Source organism: Paenibacillus sp. FSL R5-0914, from assembly GCF_038004525.1.
In the GTDB taxonomy this organism is placed as follows: domain Bacteria; phylum Bacillota; class Bacilli; order Paenibacillales; family Paenibacillaceae; genus Paenibacillus_AQ.
On the sequence record NZ_JBBORH010000002.1, the window covers coordinates 1420699 to 1440864 of the forward strand.

Annotated in this window: 18 protein-coding genes; 8 read left to right on the top strand and 10 right to left on the bottom strand. The window is 43.3% G+C overall.

Features of this window, described 5'->3' with window-relative positions:
- The first annotated feature begins 43 nt into the window (after window positions 1-43).
- Complete coding sequence (locus MKX60_RS22485) at window positions 44-1048, top strand: YpdA family putative bacillithiol disulfide reductase (RefSeq protein WP_042188927.1); 1005 nt, start codon at window positions 44-46, stop codon at window positions 1046-1048.
- A gap of 1 nt (window position 1049) precedes the next feature.
- Window positions 1050-1493, top strand: coding sequence for a DUF441 domain-containing protein (locus MKX60_RS22490; RefSeq protein WP_042188929.1), 444 nt, complete (start codon window positions 1050-1052; stop codon window positions 1491-1493).
- A 77-nt stretch (window positions 1494-1570) separates the two neighbouring features.
- Here the strand turns inward: MKX60_RS22490 and MKX60_RS22495 are convergent, their stop codons facing one another.
- The 3 genes from MKX60_RS22495 to MKX60_RS22505 all read right to left on the bottom strand — a co-directional run bounded on the left by MKX60_RS22495 (window position 1571) and on the right by MKX60_RS22505 (window position 4902).
- Window positions 1571-2509: a DUF4179 domain-containing protein gene (locus MKX60_RS22495; RefSeq protein ID WP_341061019.1), complete on the bottom strand. Its 939-nt coding sequence runs from the start codon at window positions 2507-2509 to the stop codon at window positions 1571-1573.
- The gene (locus MKX60_RS22500; protein ID WP_042194048.1) at window positions 2502-3020 is read right to left on the bottom strand and encodes a sigma-70 family RNA polymerase sigma factor; all 519 of its coding nucleotides are present in this window, start codon (window positions 3018-3020) and stop codon (window positions 2502-2504) included. Before MKX60_RS22500 ends, MKX60_RS22495 begins: the two co-directional genes overlap by 8 nt.
- Before the next feature lie 133 nt (window positions 3021-3153).
- Window positions 3154-4902 (bottom strand): ABC transporter ATP-binding protein, encoded by a 1749-nt coding sequence (locus MKX60_RS22505; protein WP_076298844.1) that lies wholly within the window; start codon window positions 4900-4902, stop codon window positions 3154-3156.
- Between the two features lie 124 nt (window positions 4903-5026).
- Here MKX60_RS22505 and MKX60_RS22510 point away from each other — a divergent pair, with 124 nt between their 5' ends.
- On the top strand, window positions 5027-5542 hold the full coding sequence (locus tag MKX60_RS22510) for a hypothetical protein (protein ID WP_042128412.1): 516 nt from the start codon (window positions 5027-5029) through the stop codon (window positions 5540-5542).
- A gap of 76 nt (window positions 5543-5618) precedes the next feature.
- On the opposite strand, the gene MKX60_RS22515 is transcribed toward MKX60_RS22510, so the two are convergent.
- Window positions 5619-5936 (bottom strand): HesB/YadR/YfhF family protein, encoded by a 318-nt coding sequence (locus MKX60_RS22515; RefSeq protein ID WP_076298842.1) that lies wholly within the window; start codon window positions 5934-5936, stop codon window positions 5619-5621.
- Window positions 5937-6483: 547 nt separating this feature from the next.
- Here MKX60_RS22515 and MKX60_RS22520 point away from each other — a divergent pair.
- From MKX60_RS22520 to MKX60_RS22530, 3 genes are all read left to right on the top strand, one after another.
- Window positions 6484-8232, top strand: coding sequence for an ABC transporter ATP-binding protein (locus MKX60_RS22520; RefSeq protein ID WP_339265149.1), 1749 nt, complete (start codon window positions 6484-6486; stop codon window positions 8230-8232).
- Window positions 8233-8279: 47 nt separating this feature from the next.
- Entirely contained in the window at window positions 8280-10367 is a 2088-nt protein-coding gene (locus MKX60_RS22525) for an ABC transporter ATP-binding protein (protein ID WP_341061020.1), read from the top strand.
- Window positions 10368-10474: 107 nt separating this feature from the next.
- Window positions 10475-11722 (top strand): winged helix-turn-helix domain-containing protein, encoded by a 1248-nt coding sequence (locus MKX60_RS22530; RefSeq protein ID WP_341061021.1) that lies wholly within the window; start codon window positions 10475-10477, stop codon window positions 11720-11722.
- Here MKX60_RS22530 and MKX60_RS22535 read toward each other — a convergent pair.
- The 3 genes from MKX60_RS22535 to MKX60_RS22545 form a co-directional block, all read right to left on the bottom strand.
- Window positions 11714-12178 (bottom strand): hypothetical protein, encoded by a 465-nt coding sequence (locus MKX60_RS22535; RefSeq protein WP_042188942.1) that lies wholly within the window; start codon window positions 12176-12178, stop codon window positions 11714-11716. The two genes, MKX60_RS22530 and MKX60_RS22535, sit on opposite strands and share 9 nt — an antisense overlap.
- Before the next feature lie 241 nt (window positions 12179-12419).
- The gene (locus MKX60_RS22540) at window positions 12420-12767 is read right to left on the bottom strand and encodes a four-helix bundle copper-binding protein (protein WP_042128424.1); all 348 of its coding nucleotides are present in this window, start codon (window positions 12765-12767) and stop codon (window positions 12420-12422) included.
- A gap of 94 nt (window positions 12768-12861) precedes the next feature.
- Window positions 12862-13887: a CobW family GTP-binding protein gene (locus tag MKX60_RS22545; protein WP_341061023.1), complete on the bottom strand. Its 1026-nt coding sequence runs from the start codon at window positions 13885-13887 to the stop codon at window positions 12862-12864.
- A 172-nt stretch (window positions 13888-14059) separates the two neighbouring features.
- Here MKX60_RS22545 and MKX60_RS22550 point away from each other — a divergent pair, with 172 nt between their 5' ends.
- Complete coding sequence (locus MKX60_RS22550; protein WP_081393012.1) at window positions 14060-14572, top strand: MogA/MoaB family molybdenum cofactor biosynthesis protein; 513 nt, start codon at window positions 14060-14062, stop codon at window positions 14570-14572.
- Window positions 14573-14671: 99 nt separating this feature from the next.
- Complete coding sequence (locus MKX60_RS22555; protein ID WP_076283489.1) at window positions 14672-14884, top strand: hypothetical protein; 213 nt, start codon at window positions 14672-14674, stop codon at window positions 14882-14884.
- A 1044-nt stretch (window positions 14885-15928) separates the two neighbouring features.
- Here the strand turns inward: MKX60_RS22555 and MKX60_RS22560 are convergent.
- From MKX60_RS22560 to MKX60_RS22570, 3 genes are all read right to left on the bottom strand, one after another.
- On the bottom strand, window positions 15929-17998 hold the full coding sequence (locus MKX60_RS22560) for a serine hydrolase (RefSeq protein WP_341061024.1): 2070 nt from the start codon (window positions 17996-17998) through the stop codon (window positions 15929-15931).
- 270 nt (window positions 17999-18268) lie between these two features.
- Window positions 18269-18823: a DUF1700 domain-containing protein gene (locus tag MKX60_RS22565; RefSeq protein ID WP_340970423.1), complete on the bottom strand. Its 555-nt coding sequence runs from the start codon at window positions 18821-18823 to the stop codon at window positions 18269-18271.
- 126 nt (window positions 18824-18949) lie between these two features.
- A complete protein-coding gene (locus MKX60_RS22570; RefSeq protein ID WP_341061025.1) occupies window positions 18950-20119 on the bottom strand; it encodes a serine hydrolase domain-containing protein in 1170 nt (389 codons plus the stop codon).
- Window positions 20120-20166 lie beyond the last annotated feature (47 nt).

Consider the following 20166-nt stretch of genomic DNA (forward strand, 5'->3'; position numbering starts at 1 on the left):
GATTTAAAGAAAAGATAGTAACAATCAGGAGGTAACCCACTGTATGAAAGATGTAATTATTATCGGTGCAGGTCCTTGCGGCCTCTCGGCAGCTATCGAATGCCAGCGCCAAGGACTGTCCAGTCTCATTATTGAAAAAAGCTTTATCGTACACTCCATTTATTTGTATCCAACAAATATGCAATTCTTCAGTACCGCTGAGTTATTAGAAATCGGAGACGTTCCTTTCACCTCGACCAATGATAAACCATACCGCCATGAAGCTCTTGTCTATTACCGCCGGGCTGCGAAGCAGTATGGTCTAGATATCGCCGCTTACGAAGAAGCGTTATCCATTGAGCCTCTGGAAGATGGAACCTATGCTGTACATACGTCCAATATGCGTGGTGAGCATCACACACGTATCACTGCAAATGTCGTTATCGCTACAGGTTATTTTGATCAACCGAATATGATCGGCATTCCAGGGGAAGAACTTCCTAAAGTTACCCACTATTTCGGTGAAGCCCATCCATATACAGGGATGAAAGTTACTGTCATTGGTGGCAGTAATTCTGCGGTAGATGCAGCACTGGAGCTTATGCGTGTTGGAGCTACAGTCGATATGGTCTATCGTGGTGAGAGCATTTCCTCGAATATTAAGCCTTGGGTTCGGCCAATCTTTGAAGGGATGGTACAAAAGGGTAAGATCACTCTACATCTGGAATCACGTGTTACTGAAATTACGGCTAGTTCGGTTATAGTTACGAGTCATAATGGAGACAAAAAATCCATAGATAATGATTTCGTCCTTGCTTTAACTGGCTTCCGGCCTAGCCGGGTGCTTCTCACTTCTGCTGGCGTAGTTATGGATGACGATATGGATAAGCCAGCTTTTAATCCTTCAACTATGGAAAGTAATGTTCCAGGTCTTTATGTTGCAGGAGTAATCGCCTCAGGCCGCAATGCAAATGAAGTATTTATTGAGACAGGACGTGGGCATGGTAAACTTATCGCAGATCACATTCTTGCGAAGCGCAGTTCTCACAATAAGGAGTTGAACGTTTAAGATGGACATGACCTCTTTGCTTTTGCTTGGTCTTGCTGCGCTCGGTATTATAAGCAGTAATTCCCCTGTAACAATAGCAATGGTCGTCCTACTACTGCTAAGAGTTCTTGGCCTGCAGCAGACCTTCCCTTGGCTTGAGAAATATGGTTTAACCATTGGGATTATCATTCTTACGATCGGGGTCATGACGCCCTTGGCCAGCGGAAAAATATCGCTACAGATGGTCGGTCAGTCCTTCCTCCACTGGAAGTCTCTTCTTGCGATTGCGATCGGCATTCTCGTCGCTTATCTTGGTGGACGCGGAGCCATCCTTATGACCAACCAGCCCACAGTTGTTGCGGGTCTCCTGATCGGAACAGTGATTGGCGTTGCATTGTTCAAGGGTGTCCCTGTAGGACCGCTTATCGCAGCCGGTATATTGTCGCTCTTGATTGGCAAAATGTAAAAGGTGGAGCAACCATTCAACACAAAAATAGAGCAGCAATTCTCCACTATCGAGAGAATCGCTGCTCTATTTTATTTTTATTCAGCCTGAGAAATGGACTGTGGAATTTCCTGAGACGATCGTTTTTCTACAAACAATAGATCACCAACCCCATGCTCTGTTTGAATTTTTTTCAGTTGGGCCAAAGCTTCTGCTTCTGTATTGAAATACCCAGATTCCACTAGGAATAATCCCTTCTGATCCTTTAATACGCGCACGTTCTCTAACCCGAATAACATCTCTTCAGCCATGCCTTGACTCTCGCCGGAAGGCTCTGAGACCGTTCTAAGTGAATAGATAGAAGTTCCTTCCTCCACGTCACCCTTCTTATCCTTCAATGTAATCGCCACCTGTGCCGGCTCCTTATATTCCTTTACCTCATAAGCAACTGGCTCTTTGAAGGTTACATTGAAACGTATCATCGAGTCATCCAATGTAATTAAAGGATAAGCATCTTGAACATACTTGCTTTCTTTTAATGTCTCAAGATCTTTAACAGCTGAGAAGTTCCTTGCCCCACTCACGGTTACGGTCATTGTATAAGGATTGTCAGTGAATTTTACGTTATAAGAGCTTGCAAGGTCTTGTGTATTGTCCGAATTTGCAAAATTTAAAATCATTTGATCACTGTTCTTCTGATGTTTCAACGAAATGAAATTGACATCTACTCCATCCTGAATCGTGCCGCCGCCTGCACTTCCATCCGTAAATTTCAATACACTTACCAGCTTGCCTAGAACGGGCACTTGATTCATACTATCCGCGAAGGCGGGTACCGTATTTACACCCACTGTAAAAGAAATGATAACTGCTGCTGCAACTGATCCTGTCCATTTTAATCCGCTCATTTTTATTCCTCTTTTCTGTTGTTTATAGCGTTTTCCTCTTTCAATACCTTTTCGAGAAGCTTGTGATAGTTCTTCGGGGATTTCAATATCGTTGTATGCTTTCTGTAAACGTTCAAGTTGATTATCCAAAGTACTCACTCCCCTTCATATTAATTTTTAATTTCCCTAATCCCCGATAGATGACGGTTTTCACTGTACTCTCTGGCATGTCCAATACCCCGGCAATTTCCTTTATGGGCAAGTCTTCAAAATACCTCATCACAATGATCATTCTTGATCTTTTATCAAGAACTCTTAGCGCCTCCTGAAGATCAATGACATCCTCTATGGGTTCTGAAGCGTAGCTGCCTTCGGGATCTTTCTCCATATACACGATTTTTTTAGATTTTCGGATAAAGTCCAAGGCACAATTGACGGCTATTTTTGTGAGCCAAGTTTTAAAATATTGAGGTTGCTGCAGTTTATGAATTGAGATGAACGCTTTATAAACGGTCTCCTGTACAATCTCCAGCGCATCATCCTTATTCCTCACATAGGAGTACGCCATACGGTAAAGACGCTCTTGCATCCCGTCTATCAATGCAGTAAAGCTGTCTTCATCACCCGCTATCGCCTTTTCCTCCAGCTCTGTTGTATTCAAGTTCTCACTACCTTTCATGTTGCTTATATTTTTTAGACGCACGTGATATTCAAAAAGACTCAAATGGATTTAAAAAAATGGCCCTCTCTCCCGAGAAGACCACCTAAGTAATTTATTATAATGTTAGATCTTATCATGTATCCAAATGCTGTACGTTAAACAATCTCGCATAACTTCCGTCTAGTCCCATTAGTTCCTCATGTGTACCACGTTCTGTGATTTCACCGTTCTCAAGCACCACGATCTGATCAGCATGTGTAATGGTAGACAGTCTATGCGCAACAATTAGTGTAGTTCGTTCCGACGAGAGGGATTGCAGCGCTTGTTGAATTAAATGCTCTGATTCCAGATCCAGTGCTGACGTAGCTTCGTCTAATATAAGAACCTTTGGGTCTTTAAGAAACACCCTTGCTATGGCTACCCGTTGCTTTTGCCCACCGGACAGCTTCACTCCACGTTCTCCCACTTCTGTATCATAGCCTAGCGGCAGCTGCTCAATAAAATCATGCGCATTGGCAGCTCTCGCCGCCGAAAGGACTTGCTCCTCTGTAGCATTAGGATTGCCGAACAAGATATTATCTCGTACAGACCCACTAAATAAGAAATTATCTTGAAGCACCATCCCAACGGCTCTTCGCAAACTCTCCTGCGTCAAACCCTGTATATCCTGACCATCCATCTGGAGGCTACCTTTGCTTATGTCATAGAATCGCGGGATCAAGCTTATGAGAGAGGACTTCCCGCCACCACTCATTCCAACAAAAGCGACCGTCTGACCAGGTTTGATACTTAAATTAATATCCTTCAGTACCCAATCATTCTCTTCGTTGTATTTGAACCAAACATTATGAAAATCAATTTCACCACGTGCATTCGTCAGAGGTCTTGCTCCCGGTTTATCCACGATATCATAAGGCTCTTCTAGCAGCTCTAGCACCCGTTCAAGGGAAGCCGAGGCTTGCGTGAGCACTGTCGAGGAATTTATCAATCGACGCAGAGGCGCATACATCCGGTCCAGATAGCCGAAGAAAGCAACAAAGGTTCCCACAGTCAAATTGCCATGAATCACTTGATAACCACCGTATCCGATGACTAGCAGTGGTGCAATATCCGTTAGTGTGTTAATAATCGCGAAGGTAATCGCATTCCAACGAGTTTGAGCCATCGCTTTTTTGAGAAAGTTACCGTTGATATCTTCGAACTGCTTCTGATCCACTTTTTCCATGGTGAAGCTGCGGATGATCGAAATGCCTTGAATCCGTTCATGAAGATAGCCTTGAATGCCAGCCAGAGCCTGTGAACGGTCTTTCGTTAACACCTTAAGTCGTTTATATAGTTTACTTACCGCAAAGGCGTAAAACGGAAGTACAGCGATAGATACTAGCGCCAGAACTGGATTCAAATAAAACATAAAACCAAGCGCAAACACTAGCGTAAATAAATCCAGCCATACATTCATCATTCCGACTTCTACTAAATTTTTGGTCTGTTCCACATCATTTATAAATCTTGAAATCGCTTCGCCCACTTTTGTATTCTGATAATACCGCAGCGACAACCGCTGTAAGTGACTGTATAGCTTATTCCGCATATCGAACAATATCTTACTTGTGATCAGCTGTGCAAAATACTGCCGGTAATACTCCACCGGTCCCCTTACAATTACGAATAAAACAAAAGCGCCTCCGAGGATGAGCATCAATTGCGATACCCGCTCCTGGGCACTCATGGCAGGGTTCATCAGCAAATCATCGACTACGTATTTCAGAATCATAGGCAGTGTCAACGGGATGCTGAACTTGATCATACCTATAAAGAGCGTAAACACAATCCATTTCATGTAAGGCCGTACAAAAGTAAAATATGATTTCCATTGCTTCACAGGGATATTCTGTCCTTTCTCTTTACTGAGTTGCTAAGTACAGTTGACTTTTGCGCTCTACAGTGTTTTTATATTTTTAAGTCCATAAGTACGATAGCAGTACCCGAACTTCAGGAGGATAAAGATGTCTAGACAATTTGTGACGGAAGCCGTCATGATGGCGATTTACGGCCAGCTTCTCATATCGAGCAGCCCTGTAGAATATATAGTGCCTTATACGACCGTGATGGAATTATACGAACTGCGGGACAGTGATGATCCGTTAATGAACCGTCCAGATGATGACAAGCATGTCAAACTCAAGATTGGTGAGCTCATTGCCTATTTTGAAGAGCCACTTAATGCTAAAAAAATCAACCGCTGTCTGGCCGTTCCTTGGGCAAAAAGCTCTGGTATTCTACTAGGCGGACAATCAAAGATTACCATCATTAACAGCATGGATACCGCTGTCTACGGCGAAACGTTCGATCCTATCGAAACGGAGCTTCTATTGTCCTCACAACGTGAGAAGGTGCCTATTCTTACAGATCAATTCGAGCTGATTCAACGCATTATTGAAGGTGGAGTCCCTGTTCAAGTATACGACATTGACGATTTCGATTTTGCTATGGAGGAAGAAACGTTTCGCAATTCGCACTGATTATATCAACACTAGAAAAAGCCCTGCCTTTTGGCAAGGGCTTTTCACATTAGTAAAAAAAACAAAATTAAGACATTTAAACCTGTACTCCGCCAGGCACCGATTTGGCTTCATACTTATATTCAATGTCATCGTCTGCCTCAGAATACACAATAGTTAAGCCGTAACCTTCCATATACCATAAGTCCTGCTCTTCCATGTAGAACACAATACCGTCTTGTTCAACTTGTATTGCCGAACGTCCTGGTGCCTCCGTCCCGATACCCAGTGAGAAACCAGGGTGAAGTCCACCTCCCGAGCTATAGCGGGGAAATAAACGAATATAGTCTCCATTCTTAAGATCCAGTTCTCTTTTAAACCAAGCTGCCGCTGCTTGACTAATTTCCATGTTCATCTCTCTCAGCTCCTTTGTATAGTCTAATCATACTGAAAATGAATCGATATTCAAATACCTTTATACAATTAATGTTTTCCCAAGCTCCTCAAAAATTAGTTTGACAACTTTGCGAACCGAGTGATAAACTCTGAACATAACTAACGGTCTACTAGTTATTACCAAAAGTTATTATTAAATCAATGAAAGGGGTGAGCGCGGTGTTTACGAAGTTACAGCCATATCAAATAACTATTGTTGGAATTTCCAATCAACCGAATACCGAAGCAGCCCAAGTGGTGAAACCATCCTGAAGTTCCCTGCGAGTGTAATTGATCGTATAACTTTAGTTCTTGAAGGTCTCTCACATGCCTGGTGCTGTATAGCACCGTGCGCATGATAGCTGTAAATTACAGGCATATCGTCCGTTTTCGGATGATATGCCTTTTTTTGTCGGTTGTCATCTTTGAAGGACGACAACGTCGTTTTTTCTTGGCTGTCGAGATAACCACTTGCGCTTTTTTCCAACATCACAGCTAGTACTTTAACTCGAAAGGAAGGGATTTACTTGTTCTCCGTTCTCCGTAATCTCGGCTGGTTCTTTCGCCGAGAAAAAAGGCGTTACCTGATTGGCCTTATCTTACTTATTGGTGTAGGTGTTCTTGAATTATTCCCCCCACGTCTGCTAGGCAATGCCATTGACGACATAGTACGCGGTTCTATTACTACAGCATCGTTAGCCAAGTACATCGGTATGATCCTCATTTTGCTGCTAGTCATTTATTGGATTACCTACATATGGATGCACAAATTATTCGGAGGCTCCAACCTCGTAGAGCGCCTGCTGCGCTCGAGATTTATGAATCATTTGATGACCATGACCCCGTCGTTTTTCGAACGCAATAGAACCGGCGACCTGATGGCTCGGGCAACCAATGATATCAGAGCTGTCTCAGCTACCGTTGGATTCGGGATGCTCACCCTGGTGGATTCTACAATTTACCTCACTGTCGTACTATTCGCAATGGGTTTTCTTGTCAGCTGGAAGCTGACACTTGCAGCAGTCTTACCATTACCACTAATTGCAATAGCTATGATTTTTTATGGTAAAGCGATTCATGATCGTTACAGCTTAGCACAAGATGCGTTCGGAGATATGAATGATCAGGTTCTCGAGTCTGTCTCAGGTGTGCGAGTTATCCGTGCTTATGTACAAGAAAGACTTGATGAGAAACGATTCTCGGATATTACAGAAGATGTATACAACAAGAACATGGCCGTCGCCCGTGTCGATGCCTTCTTCGAACCGACGATTCGGTTCTGCGTAGGGCTCAGCTACATTATCGGTCTTACCTATGGGATATATCTTGTGTTCCGTAATCAGATCACCTTAGGGGATCTTGTCTCCTTTAATATGTACCTCGGAATGATCGTTTGGCCGATGTTCGCTATTGGAGAGCTTATTAACATCATGCAACGTGGTGGTGCTTCTCTCGAACGTATTGATGAGACGCTAAACTCCAAAGCGGATGTTCAAAGTGCGGCCAATCCGGTTCAAGTTGCTAATCCTACCCGAATTGAACTTAACGATGTAACCTTCCGTTATCCCTCATCGACGATTGACAATCTAAGCAATGTCAGTCTGACCTTAAACCAAGGGCAAACACTAGGTGTAGTCGGTCGTACGGGAAGCGGTAAATCAACGCTCCTCAAACAGCTGCTTCGTGAATATCCGACAGGTAATGGTGAAATTCTCATCTCTGGAGTTCCGATTCAACAGATTTCATTGGATCAGCTACACAGTTGGATGGGTTATGTTCCTCAAGAGCAGATCCTTTTCTCCAAATCAGTACGTCAGAATATTCAATTTGGTCTAGACAACGCGGATGACGATACGATCATGAAAGCTATCACAGCTGCCGCCTTCCAAAATGACTTAGGAACATTATCCGATGGTTTAGATACGTTGGTTGGTGAACGTGGAGTATCCTTATCCGGTGGACAAAAACAACGTGTATCCTTATCCAGAGCCTTTATCGCAAATCCAGATGTACTGATTCTGGACGATGCCTTATCCGCTGTTGACGCTCGTACTGAAGCTCAGATCATTGAGAATATTCGCCAAGAGCGTGCGGGAAAGACTACATTGATCTCTACGCACCGCCTCTCTGCTGTTCAACATGCCGACATGATCGTCGTACTTGATAACGGACATATCGTGGAACGTGGTACGCATCAAGAGCTGCTGGATCTGAATGGCTGGTACCGCGAGCAGTATGACCGGCAACAAGTAGAGAATAATTTATCGAATGATTAAAAGACATACTAGCTATGACTATGCAAAACTTTTAGGAGGTGTCACCGTTGACAAAGAGTACAGGCAAACGCCTGCTTGAATACGCATTGACCGCAAAAAAAACCTTTATCGCAGCCCTTCTACTCCTCTCCATCGGGGTAGCGGCTGAACTGGCAGGTCCATTTATTGCCAAAAGCATGATTGACAATCATATGTTGGCCATCGAAAAGCCTTATTTTAGTACTGCATCACCTGATGAGGCAGTTCAGTATAACAACGCTTATTACAAACGCGGAGACCGTTTTGAACCCGGGGAAGCTAAGGGTCAAGAAATTCGCATTCTTCAATCGGGACGAAGTTTCTACTTTATCAATGAAGCCGTAACACAGTCCGATGGTGAGAGAAAGTTCAGTAATGGTGAAATGCATATCACGCGCGGCCAGGATGAAGTCATCTATCCTGCGGTTAAACTTTCAGCGGATGAACTGTTTGATTTTTACAAACCTGAGCTCCCTGGTATTTATCAGCTGGTCGGTTTGTACACTATCTTCCTGGTCATCTCGATCTTTGCCGAATTCGGTAAAACCTATTGGCTGCAATCTTCGGCGAATCAGGTAATCCGAAAACTACGAACAGATGTGTATGCGCATATCCAGCGACTTCCGGTTTACTTTTTTGACAACTTGCCAGCAGGTAAGGTAGTGTCACGTGTAACTAATGATACTGAGGCGATAAAGGATCTATTTATTGCTGTTCTCTCTAATTTCAGTACTGGTATTATTAATATTACTGGTGTATACATCGCCTTGTTCTTGCTCGATGTTCGGCTAGGTCTGATCAGCTTGTTCATCATCCCGATTCTTATTCTTTGGATCGTGCTCTACCGCAAAATCGCTACAAAATACAATACGATCATCCGCTCACGTCTGAGTGAGATCAACGCTATCATTAATGAATCTATTCAAGGAATGTCCATTGTTCGTATATTCCGCCGTCAGAAGCAGCTTGGTGAAGAATTTGAGCATCTGAACGATGACTACTTGAAATATCAGAATAAAATGCTGAATCTGAATGCCTTCACCTCCCACAACCTGGTGAACTCTCTACGCAGTCTCTCTTTTGTGATGGTGCTTTGGTATTTCGGACATGGCAGTATTACGGGTTCTACATTTGTATCTTTAGGTGTTCTATACGCCTTCGTCGATGTGCTTGGACGTTTGTTCCAACCGATTACAGGTATGGTGAATCAGCTTGCAAACCTCGATACTTCTATGGTGTCTGCGGGTCGTGTGTTTACTCTTATGGATGAGCCTGGGGAGAATGTTACCGATGGTTCCATGCCGCGCTATAAAGGAAAAGTGGAGTTTAAGAACGTATCTTTTGCTTATAAAAAAGACTTCGTCCTTCGCGATATTTCCTTTGAAGCACGTCCAGGCGAAACTGTTGCTCTAGTAGGTCACACCGGTTCCGGAAAAAGCTCGATCATCAACTTATTATTCCGGTTCTATGATCCACAGAAAGGTGAAATCACGATTGATGGCCAGAAGGTTACAGATATTCCGAAGCAATGGCTACGCAATCACATGGGGATTGTTCTTCAAGACCCTTACCTCTTCACTGGTACTATTGCTTCCAATGTCAGCCTGGGGGATGAACGAATCTCACGCGAACGGGTTGAACGGGCTTTACGGGAAGTCGGAGCAGATAAATTGCTGGCCCACCTTCCTCAAGGTTTTGATGAACCGGTTATTGAAAAAGGGAGCACCCTTTCTGCAGGTCAGCGGCAATTGATTTCGTTTGCCAGAGCGCTCTCCTTCGACCCAGCTATTCTGATTCTTGATGAAGCTACCTCCAATATCGACACGGAGACAGAAAGCGTCATTCAAGATGCATTAGAAGTCCTCAAAAAAGGACGCACCACATTCATCATCGCACACCGTCTTTCCACGATACGCAGTGCAGATCAGATTCTTGTTCTGCATCATGGTGAGATTGTAGAGCGCGGTAGCCACGATGAGCTGATGGCACTCGGCGGTAGATACTTCCGGATGTACCAGCTACAAGTAGGTGCTGGTTCTAACAGCATAGACAATAACAATGGTGCACCCTCCCGACCTTCGTTAGGCAGCTTGCAACCATCGTTAGAGAAGATGTAATCGATCCCCTGAGTCACATCCTGTGATTCAGGGTTTTTCTATACTTGATATTAGAACGTTTGTTCTGTAAAATGAAAAATAATACATATAGATGAAGGAGGCTTTTAATGCGTACATACACTATAACTAAGAAGCAAGCTCGACTTTTTCTCCTGGCTCACCAAAAGTTAACTAGGGGCGCTCTTCCTGCCGGTAAACTTAGTGTTTATGATTACGTTCGTCACGTAGGCTGTATCCAATATGATCCACTTAACATCGCAGGCCATAACCATGAGCTTGTCCTCCAAGCACGAGTTCCCGGTTTCACACCTGAGCAAGCCCAAGAGCTACTGTATCAAGACCGACTTCTAATAGATGGCTGGGACAAGAACATGTCCATTTATTGTACAGAGGACTGGCCTTATTTTAAACGCAGAAGAGAGGCATCAGCCACACGCCATCGGGCCAATGAGCCAGTAATGGCTACAGTAGAACAGGTTCGTGGAGAGCTATTAAAGCGCGGCCCCCTCTCCTCTCTGGATCTAGATGGTAAGGATAAGGTGGATTGGGCTTGGGCACCGGCCAGATTAACCCGGGCCGCTTTGGAAAGTATGTACTTTTGGGGGGAAGTAGTCGTTCATCATCGTGTTCATACCCGTCGGTATTACGATTTCACTGAACGCCTGCTTCCTCATAATCTTTTAAACACTGAAGACCCTAACCCCACTGATGAACAATTTCATGATTGGTATGTGCTGCGTAGAATAGGTAGCATCGGACTGTTATGGAATAAATCTGGCGACGGATGGCTTGGAATTTCTGATCTAAAGAGCAAGGAACGTACTGAAGCGATTCAAAGACTGTTAATGGCAGACAGTCTCAGAGAAGTTCTAGTGGAGGGTATTAAGCTTCCACTCTACATCCGTAGCATGGACGCTCTAACTTTAGAAGCTATAATACAGCAGGAGTCTGAAGATGCTGAGAGTCATTCAAGTCATTCAAGTTATTCGTTTGCGGCTGTCTTGGCTCCACTCGATAACTTGATATGGGATCGAGAGCTGATCCGACAATTATTTGGATTTCATTACCGCTGGGAAGTCTATAAGCCAGCCTTGGAACGGGAGTATGGTTATTATGTACTGCCTTTATTATATAATGATCGTTTTATTGCGAGATTTGAACCGGTGATGGATAAGAAGAGCCAAACATTGAACATTATGAATTGGTGGTGGGAACCGGGTGAACACCTAACGCCAGAGATGCTTCCGGCATTAGGCGAAGCTCTATCTGCACTGTCATGCTGCGTTAGAGCTTCTAAGATTCATTTTAGACCCGAGGTTGTTGAGGAGTGTGGATTAGAAGGGTTATTAGTGTAAAGTCTCCTCTTCTAACCCCAGTTTCGTGAACATTTCTGTACAATAGCCTTGTAATTTGATCTCTAGCCTTCTTGCTTTATTTTTGAATCGTTTTAACTCCTCAATCATTTTCGCCCTTCCAGCGGGGGTGAACGTTTCTTGTATCCGTTCCTTGAAATAATCATGAACGATATGGTTACGCTGCTTCCACACTTCTTCTAGCTGAGCGGTTTCTTGCTCTGAGAAAGGAAAGTGATGCTGGATTTCTTTGATGAGTTGACCGAGTGAATTGCTGAGTTTTCGCTGATACAAATCAGTCAGATCTGCTTCAGTGGGCGTCTTCCCTTGTGATAATTTGGTGAGCAATAACAAATTGGTCAACTGCTGTTCTAGAGCTTGACCATAATAAACTGCTAGTCCAAAATACGCAAATAACTCCTTGGATTGTTCACTCTCTGGTACTTGTGTATGCTTCATCTTTCCCCTCCACTTCTGTTCGGCCTGCCAGAGCTATAATAAACTGATATCATCCAGGTGATTCGGAGAAGTTTATGTTCGCTTCATATCTACTGTTAATTCTCCAGTTCCCTACATATTTCCTCTTCTAGAAACGAAATTTAATCTAGCCTTGTGCTAAAAAGAAAAACAGACCATGCTGTACATCCACAGCAATGGTCTGGTCATTTGCTTATTATATAGTTAGGTTGGGTATACAACCTTACGCGTATACTTCAACCGCATCGCTAATCAAACGGCATGCCTCAGCACATCTACGGCAGGCATCAATACATTCCTGACAATGTGTATGTATATGCTTGCTGCTTTCATCTGCACAGGCTTCACAAATTTCGGCACACAGACGGAGAATTCCGGCTACAAACGGACTTTGGCGAGTCATCGCTTGTACGGCATATGAACAAATATCCGCACATTCACGATCTAGCCGCATGCTTTCACGCAGAGAAGCAAGATCATATTCTTTTAGGCTTGAGACATAGCTATAATTACAGGCATTCATACTTTCTAAACAAGCGTCAATGCACTCCTGATATTGAATTCGGGTCATAGCCTTAAACCTCCTGTATTTTTATAGGGTATGCGATACTATTAACCTACAAGATTAGGAATGAACCATTACAACTTCTGACAAGGAGATCTGATTATAGACTTCTCTTAACTGTACTAGGACGAACGAAGGTACGTCCCTCCATCTCCAGTAACCTAGTGCGCAGTTCATTTGATGAGAAATGTTCGCCGATAAATACGGCAACGTCAGGCACTTCGCCTTGTGGTGTGATTTTCATAAAATCAGCTTCACGATAGGCATATTGGAAAAGAAACCGGCTGGAGGTGTCATTAAAGGTCACAATACCTTTAGCTCTATAAACATCTCGCGGCAATTCCTTAACGAACTGTTCGAATTCTTCACTGTTTACTGAACGTTTAAAATAATGTGTGTACGCCATCACATGATCGTGGCTAGTATGTGTGCCACCAGTAGTGTGTTCATCTTCATCATGCATGAAGCTTTCGCTTGCGTCCTCAACCTCTTCCAGCTGTTTATCCGTAAGAACTCCACCTGCATCACGCAGCAGTTCCTCCGGTTCCACCTCACAACGCACAGTTGGCAGAATGGGTGCATAAGCGTTCCATTTCCGCAGTACAGCGTTGACCTCTTCCGCCTCTTCAGCGGTTACACGGTCAATTTTATTCAATAGCAAGACAGAAGCGCAGCGAATCTGCTCCTGCATCAAACGATAAGTTGCCCCCTGCTGTGCGCGATACAGTTCAAGAAGATGCGCGGCGTCAACGACGGTGATCAAGCTTTTCAGTTCTACTTTTTGATACAACGAAATCTCGGTTACGCCATCCACAATTTCCAGCGGATTGGCAGCGCCTGTTGCCTCGATCACTACGACATCCGGAGTCTCTTTCTTGATCAGTGTTGCGAGTTCTGTGCTAAGATCACTTCGGATAGAACAGCATATGCATCCACCAAGTAGTTCTGCCATAGGGACAGTTTGCTCAACTAGCAATCCATCTAAATTCACTTCACCCAGCTCATTCATCACTACTGCAGGACGTAAACCCTGATTTTTCCAATGATCTAGTAGGCGCTGTAGCAGTGTTGTTTTGCCGCTCCCCAGAAATCCTGACAATATATACACAGGTACGACCTGTTCCATGTTTCATCGCTCCCCAGCAAATTACAGTTATGTGTAGCGAGTGTACTACATGCGCGCGAAGCACGCAAGCGGCACCCCAAATTCCTGCTGAATTTTGTGAGTACAAGTAAGCTTGTCTTTACTTCTGCCATACCCTATCATGATAACATCTCTAATCTAGGAGTTGAGCCATTTGTCATCTGTTGAAGAACATCGGAAAGAAGCGCCTCAAACCGTTTCCTGCTATATCATTACTGTCTCGGACACCAGAACTATTGAAACAGATACCGGAGGAGCTTTGATTAAATCTATGCTCGAAGAAGCCGGGTATGAAGTGATAGGCAGCACCATTACGAAAGATAATTATCAGGATATTCGTGAGCTATTGTATAAATGTGTTGACCACGCTGGAATAGAAGCTGTACTCCTGACAGGTGGAACAGGGATTTCTCCACGGGATACGACGTATGAAGCTGTTGCCTCTTTGCTAGATAAAACATTACCTGGCTTCGGTGAAATTTTTCGGATGCTAAGCTTCACAGAGGACATCGGTTCGGCAGCTATTCTTAGTCGAGCCATTGCAGGCACCATGGGAAAGACCGCTATCTTTTCTATGCCTGGCTCTACTGGAGCCGTAAAACTGGCTATGGAACGGTTAATTATCCCGGAACTTCGCCATGTTATGCGTGAAATTTACAAGCGTTAAGCAAATACCCATTTTTAAATACAATAGACAAACAACCAAGCAGGCTTTTGTTCTGTGCGTATAATACGGTAAGTCCACACACAAAAGGAGCTGAAGGAAATGTCTGAATGTCCAAAATGCCCAGCCCAAACGGTTACTGACCCACCTAAGGTGGTTTATCAAGATCACTTCCACCCACAAGTAGTAAATGTGATTCATCCAATTGAAATCGTAAGACGTCACCACTGTGTACCCGTACCTCGCCATTGCTACACCTATTCTGTTAAAGATGTATTTGTGGATAACTCCATGATGCCTAGAGGCGGAAGATAACTCTACTTCACAACACTATTAAAAGTCCCCTATATGTGAGAGACAGACTCGTGCTAAATGCATTGGGTCTTCTCTCGCTTTTTTCTGTCAAAAAACAATTCAAATTCATACTCTAAACTAAATTCGATATTGAGGCTACGGTTTCCCAAAAAGAGGAAATCGATAGTTTAATGGATGAGTTATTCGAGGAATAGTAGTTATGCCCCGGGGAAAGTTTCCGGGGCGTTTTTTATGTAGTTACCTTAACCACATCATCGATCTTAATCCAATCATAGTCATATTCTATTTGCAGTTTGATCCGCCGTAGTTGCCTGTCTATTGCGATCACAACACTCCCCTGTTCTTAATATCTTGAACTGGTTCAAATTGAGTGATTGTTATCTGCTCCCGATACTGTTTCGAGTAAGCGAGCACTTGATTAATGTGGACAAATCATAGTGACGTAATCATCAAGATGATTTACGCCTTTTCTTATGCATTCCAGCTCTATAGGCCAGTATTTCTTCATATAGTCCATCTTTATCTCCCCCTTTTCATGTTTTTGGACATAAAAAAAGCCTTGAAATGAAAAAAAGGCATAACCAAAAAATGGCCACACTTTTTCAACCTCAAGGCATATTCTATAAGTTGTCAATTAAGACAACAGCTCCTTCTCCAGCTGAACATAAGACAGCGGAGAAAATGAATGTGTTTCGTAATGAGGTGATTATATCCTAATCATTGTAAAGGGGCAATAGCGTAGGCAGATTCTTTCAATCCCCTTCTATTGCCCCATATTTACATTCATTTTTAAGCTTTTTCTAAAAAAAATTGTTGCTATTTAAGGAAAGGGAAAGTAAAGGTTTAGATCGACCAAATAATAAAATACGGAAACCATAGATTATAGCCTGTCGATATTTTATTGAACAATAGTGTCCCATCCCTCACGAATAGAATGTGCTAAGCGCTAAGGTAGTGAAAAATAAAACTGGAAAGAAACAACAAGTTAGTCATGGTTGGAGATTCCGTAACGGCGCGAATGCGGCTGTAACGGCCGATAAGCGATTAAGGAACAAATAGAATCTTGTCAATGAAATAGGAGGCTTCTTGGCGAAGCAAAGGTTCTTTGGAGTGGAAATCGACTGAACCGTCAGAATTGATTATTGTGACCGGATCCGTAACTCCGGCAGCAACAAGCTTGCTTACGGCCTTGATAGCCGAATCATCGGTTTTACCTGCCAATCGGACCTCATCGCCAAGCGGCCATGGAAGAGGAATGCGCGTTAAGATGACGGCCATTTCTTCCCGAGTTATCGTGCGATCCGGTTCAAATCGGTCTCCGGTCTCCTCCTCCAACCAATGCTGCTCGACCGCTGCCTGTATCTCTTTGAAGGCAAAATGGTATTCGATATCCGTATAACCGGATTTCGATTTGGAGGGCGGATAGCCGAAAGCATGCAGCAGCATTGTGATGAATTCCGCACGGGTCACGGACGCCTTCGGGTCAAAGCTGCGCCCATCTCTTCCATTAATGATATCAAGCGAATGGAGCTTTTCTATAGACGGTTGGTAGGGGCTTTCTTTCGAGACATCGGAAAACAACGCTTTTTCCTGTATTTTGGGCGAATAGGCTATCGGGGACTTGGAGGGTCTATACATATAAGCAATACCTCCATCCTTTTGTTCAAGAAATGCTATTTTCTTCCCGTGGTCATCCATAAACAACAAGGGATCTATCTTTTTCAAAGTAGTCTTGCCATTCCCCAATTTGTATCTGTCTTCCGCTACAAGTTGTCCGTTATTGTACGTAATTCTAGTCACAAATGACGGGGTATGCAGGTCTTTGTATAATCCGATATAACGCGCGGCTTGCTGTTCTGTAAGAGGTGATACCGATTCAGGCATCTCAGTGCTCTTCGGATAATAATGGTCCATAAAAGCAGCATACAAATCCGAGCGCAATTCGGAATCATTATTATAAATGACGAACATCCCCGTTTTGCGCTCAGGCAGTAGCCATGTAAAAGAGGCATGTCCGGGGATGTTCCCACCTTTGCTGACGACATACTGACCATTCGACAGTTCATTAAAAATGCTTTCAAATCCATAGCTTGTTATAGGTATGGCCGGATGAGCGAAAACGGAAAACTTGCTCATTCGTTGAACACTTTGTTCACTTAACATTTGCCGATCTCCGGCCTTTCCTTTTTGTAGAAGCATGATCATGAATTTAGCCATATCGCTTCCGGTGGACAACATTCCGCCCTGAGGCATGTCCGTAGGATAAAGGCCATACTCCGGATATGGCGTGCCTTCCGGATCGTAAGCTGCAGCCATTCGGGCTTTAAGCTCTGGGGTTACAAGATCATGGGAAGAATTCATGCCGAGTGGTTGAAAGATGTTTTTATCCATGTATTCATGAAAAGGGAGCCCAGTAACTTGTTCCACGGCATATCCCGCCAAAGCAAAAGCATAATCGTCATACTGGTAGGCTTCCCCCGGCGTCCGGACGATGGTTGGCATTCGATCCATTAAGAAATCTCGAAGAGAATTCTCTTGATTGAGAAGATCGGGCGAGGCGTCATCGTCTTTTTCATATGGGAAATCGAACCCAGTCATGTGGGTCAGCATATTTTCCAAAGTTAGCTGTTTACCTGTCGAATTTGGTATTGTGATACCTCCGAGATATGATTGGATGTCCTGATCCAGTTTGATCTTCCCTTTGTCTGCAAGCTGCAGCACAGCCGCAGCTGTAAGCGTCTTAGAAATGGAACCGATGCGAAAAACGGTATTGGAATCTACTGGGGTTTTGCTTTCTTTGTTTGCATACCCGTATCCTTTGGATAAAACCACTTGTCCGTCCTGAACGACGACGAACATGGCACCCGGAACATTGAACTTCTTCAGGCTTTTCCCAAAGTAATTGTCCGCGAAGGCCTCCACTTCTTTGGGGTCAACCGGACCGCTTGGAGCAGCAGGAACAGCTGCAGTCTGAATCGCTGTGATTGTTTGTCCCTTAAGAGGGAGCTGTTCCGCACTGACACTATACCCTCCGACCAAAGCAATTAAGTAAGTCACAGCTAGAGACGTGCTTAGCGTTACAGCAAGCACTTTTGAAACTCTTTTTTTACGCATTAGAAAATCCTCCGTCAATGAAATTAGTATAGGCTGGAAGTACCCTCTCAGTGTAATATGATGAATTATTTCCCCGCACAGTCTTCCGAATAGTTCATCACCTAGCCTAAGGTCAAGCAAAAAAAGGTCAGACCTCTGCAGCTAACTCCGATGGCTACGGTGTGCCTTTCGATTGTTTCGATTGCGATTGACGATATATGCCTACAAAAAAATAGGCCAGCCAGAAATCGGGGTACGGTTGGTCTATGAATGACCGTCGCGCCCGGTTCATTATATTAATTTCTTTTTCTGACTAATTGCCTGAATATATTTAATAGTAAGCTTCCATAAGACTTTCCCAAACCAAAACATTAACACTCCAATCACAATAGAAATTGGCAAGGAATACATTGGGCTTGGTGTAAATGCTCCCATTTCGATTGTTATTCCCCCAATATCAAATCCCATATGTTGTCCGACAAATTTAAGAATTCCGCCTATCGGCGTAATAACTCCACCAATCATTAAAGCAATGGAAAGAGTACTGATGAACGGCAAGAGTAAGATACCACTGACACCTACAAAACTGTTACAAAGAGCAAATATTGCACCAAATTTACGCCAACTAAATTTACTGTTCATTGAAATGGCTTTACCTAAGTATACTTTCGCTAATTCTTTTGGGTTTCCTAACCGTTCGATGATTTGCTCAGTAGATACACCATTATTTTGCAATTCAAGTATTACACTTTTGATTTCTTTTAAAATGTCAATACGCTCGGAATCGGTCATCGATTTCAAATGATTGTCAATTTTCATTAGATAATCATTCATAATTTTATCCATAATTTAACTCTCCTTTGATTACTGATATAGCTGTTAATAAATTATCATAATCTTCAAATAAGGGACCAACCCCTTGTATTGCGCAGATTTCCTGATTTATCCGTATTTTTCATTTTCCATTTTTTCCTACTTGCTAAATTCAGCAAGTAAAATACTTTTAAACGGATTAGGACTGTTATCTCTACCCAAACTGTTCAAACTGACGACCAACGTATGATTGCCTCCAAGTGTACCTCCAGCAATCGTAGAAAACCCTAGAATGCCACCTGTGTGTCCCCATATCGAGACACCGTTTGGAAGCTTAGTTTCAAAGATTCCAAGACCATATCCATCGATTCCTGCTCTTCCTGTATGAACTGTAGTAAGCATTTGTTTTAGTTGCTGTTTCTTGAGTAATTTGCCACCAAGCAAGGAAGAGAAGAATTTATTTAAGTTATCAGCAGTAGAAATCATATCTCCAGCCGAGCTACCTGCACTTGGATTATAATAAGTAACGTCTTTTATCTCACTTGCTTCGTCTGGTTGGGAATATCCCCGAGCATGCTTGGTGCCTGGAATAACGCTTGAATTGCCAGGTAGGAATGTATCCGATAATTCAAGCGGTTCAATAATCCGATTCTCAATCTCTTCCGCGTAGCTGTTTCCGGTTACTTTTTCAATAAGAATACCCAGTAATACGTATCCTGTGTTTGAATAAGACCATCCCTTTCCTGGGACAAAGTCTGGGGGCAGAGAAATCCCCATCTTCACTATTTCTTCAGCCGTATACGATTTTTTCGTATCCATAAAATCTGCGCCTTTGAATCTTGAGTATTCAGCGATACCACTTGTATGGTTCAATATCTGCCGGATGGTAATTTGTTTACCATTATATCCGTTTCCTTGAATGAAACCAGGCAACCATTTTTCGATGGAGTCATCTAGATTCAAGCGGTTCTCTCCAGCTAATTGAAGTACAACCGTTGCGGTGAACGTCTTCGTCACGCTGCCAATGCGAAATCGAAAATCTGTTTCCATTGGTTTCTTGGTGCTCAGATTCGCTACCCCAGCGGCATAACCCCACGTTTTTCCACCCTCAGAAGTTTTAGCAAGTATCCCTGGGAATCCAAGTAGCAATGTATCCCGCATTGCTTGCTTGACGGAATTATGATCTCGTTGAGTGGTTGTTTGTAACGAACTAGATACATTTTGAGTGGGTTCTGCTTTTACAATTGAGCTTGGCGATGTGTATAGCAGGGAACTTCCAGTTATTAAAAGGGCCAGACTTGCAAATGTAATTTGACTACGTATTTTCATAAGGCATTCCTCTTCTCAATTAATATTGTAAGTTTGTAATCATCTTC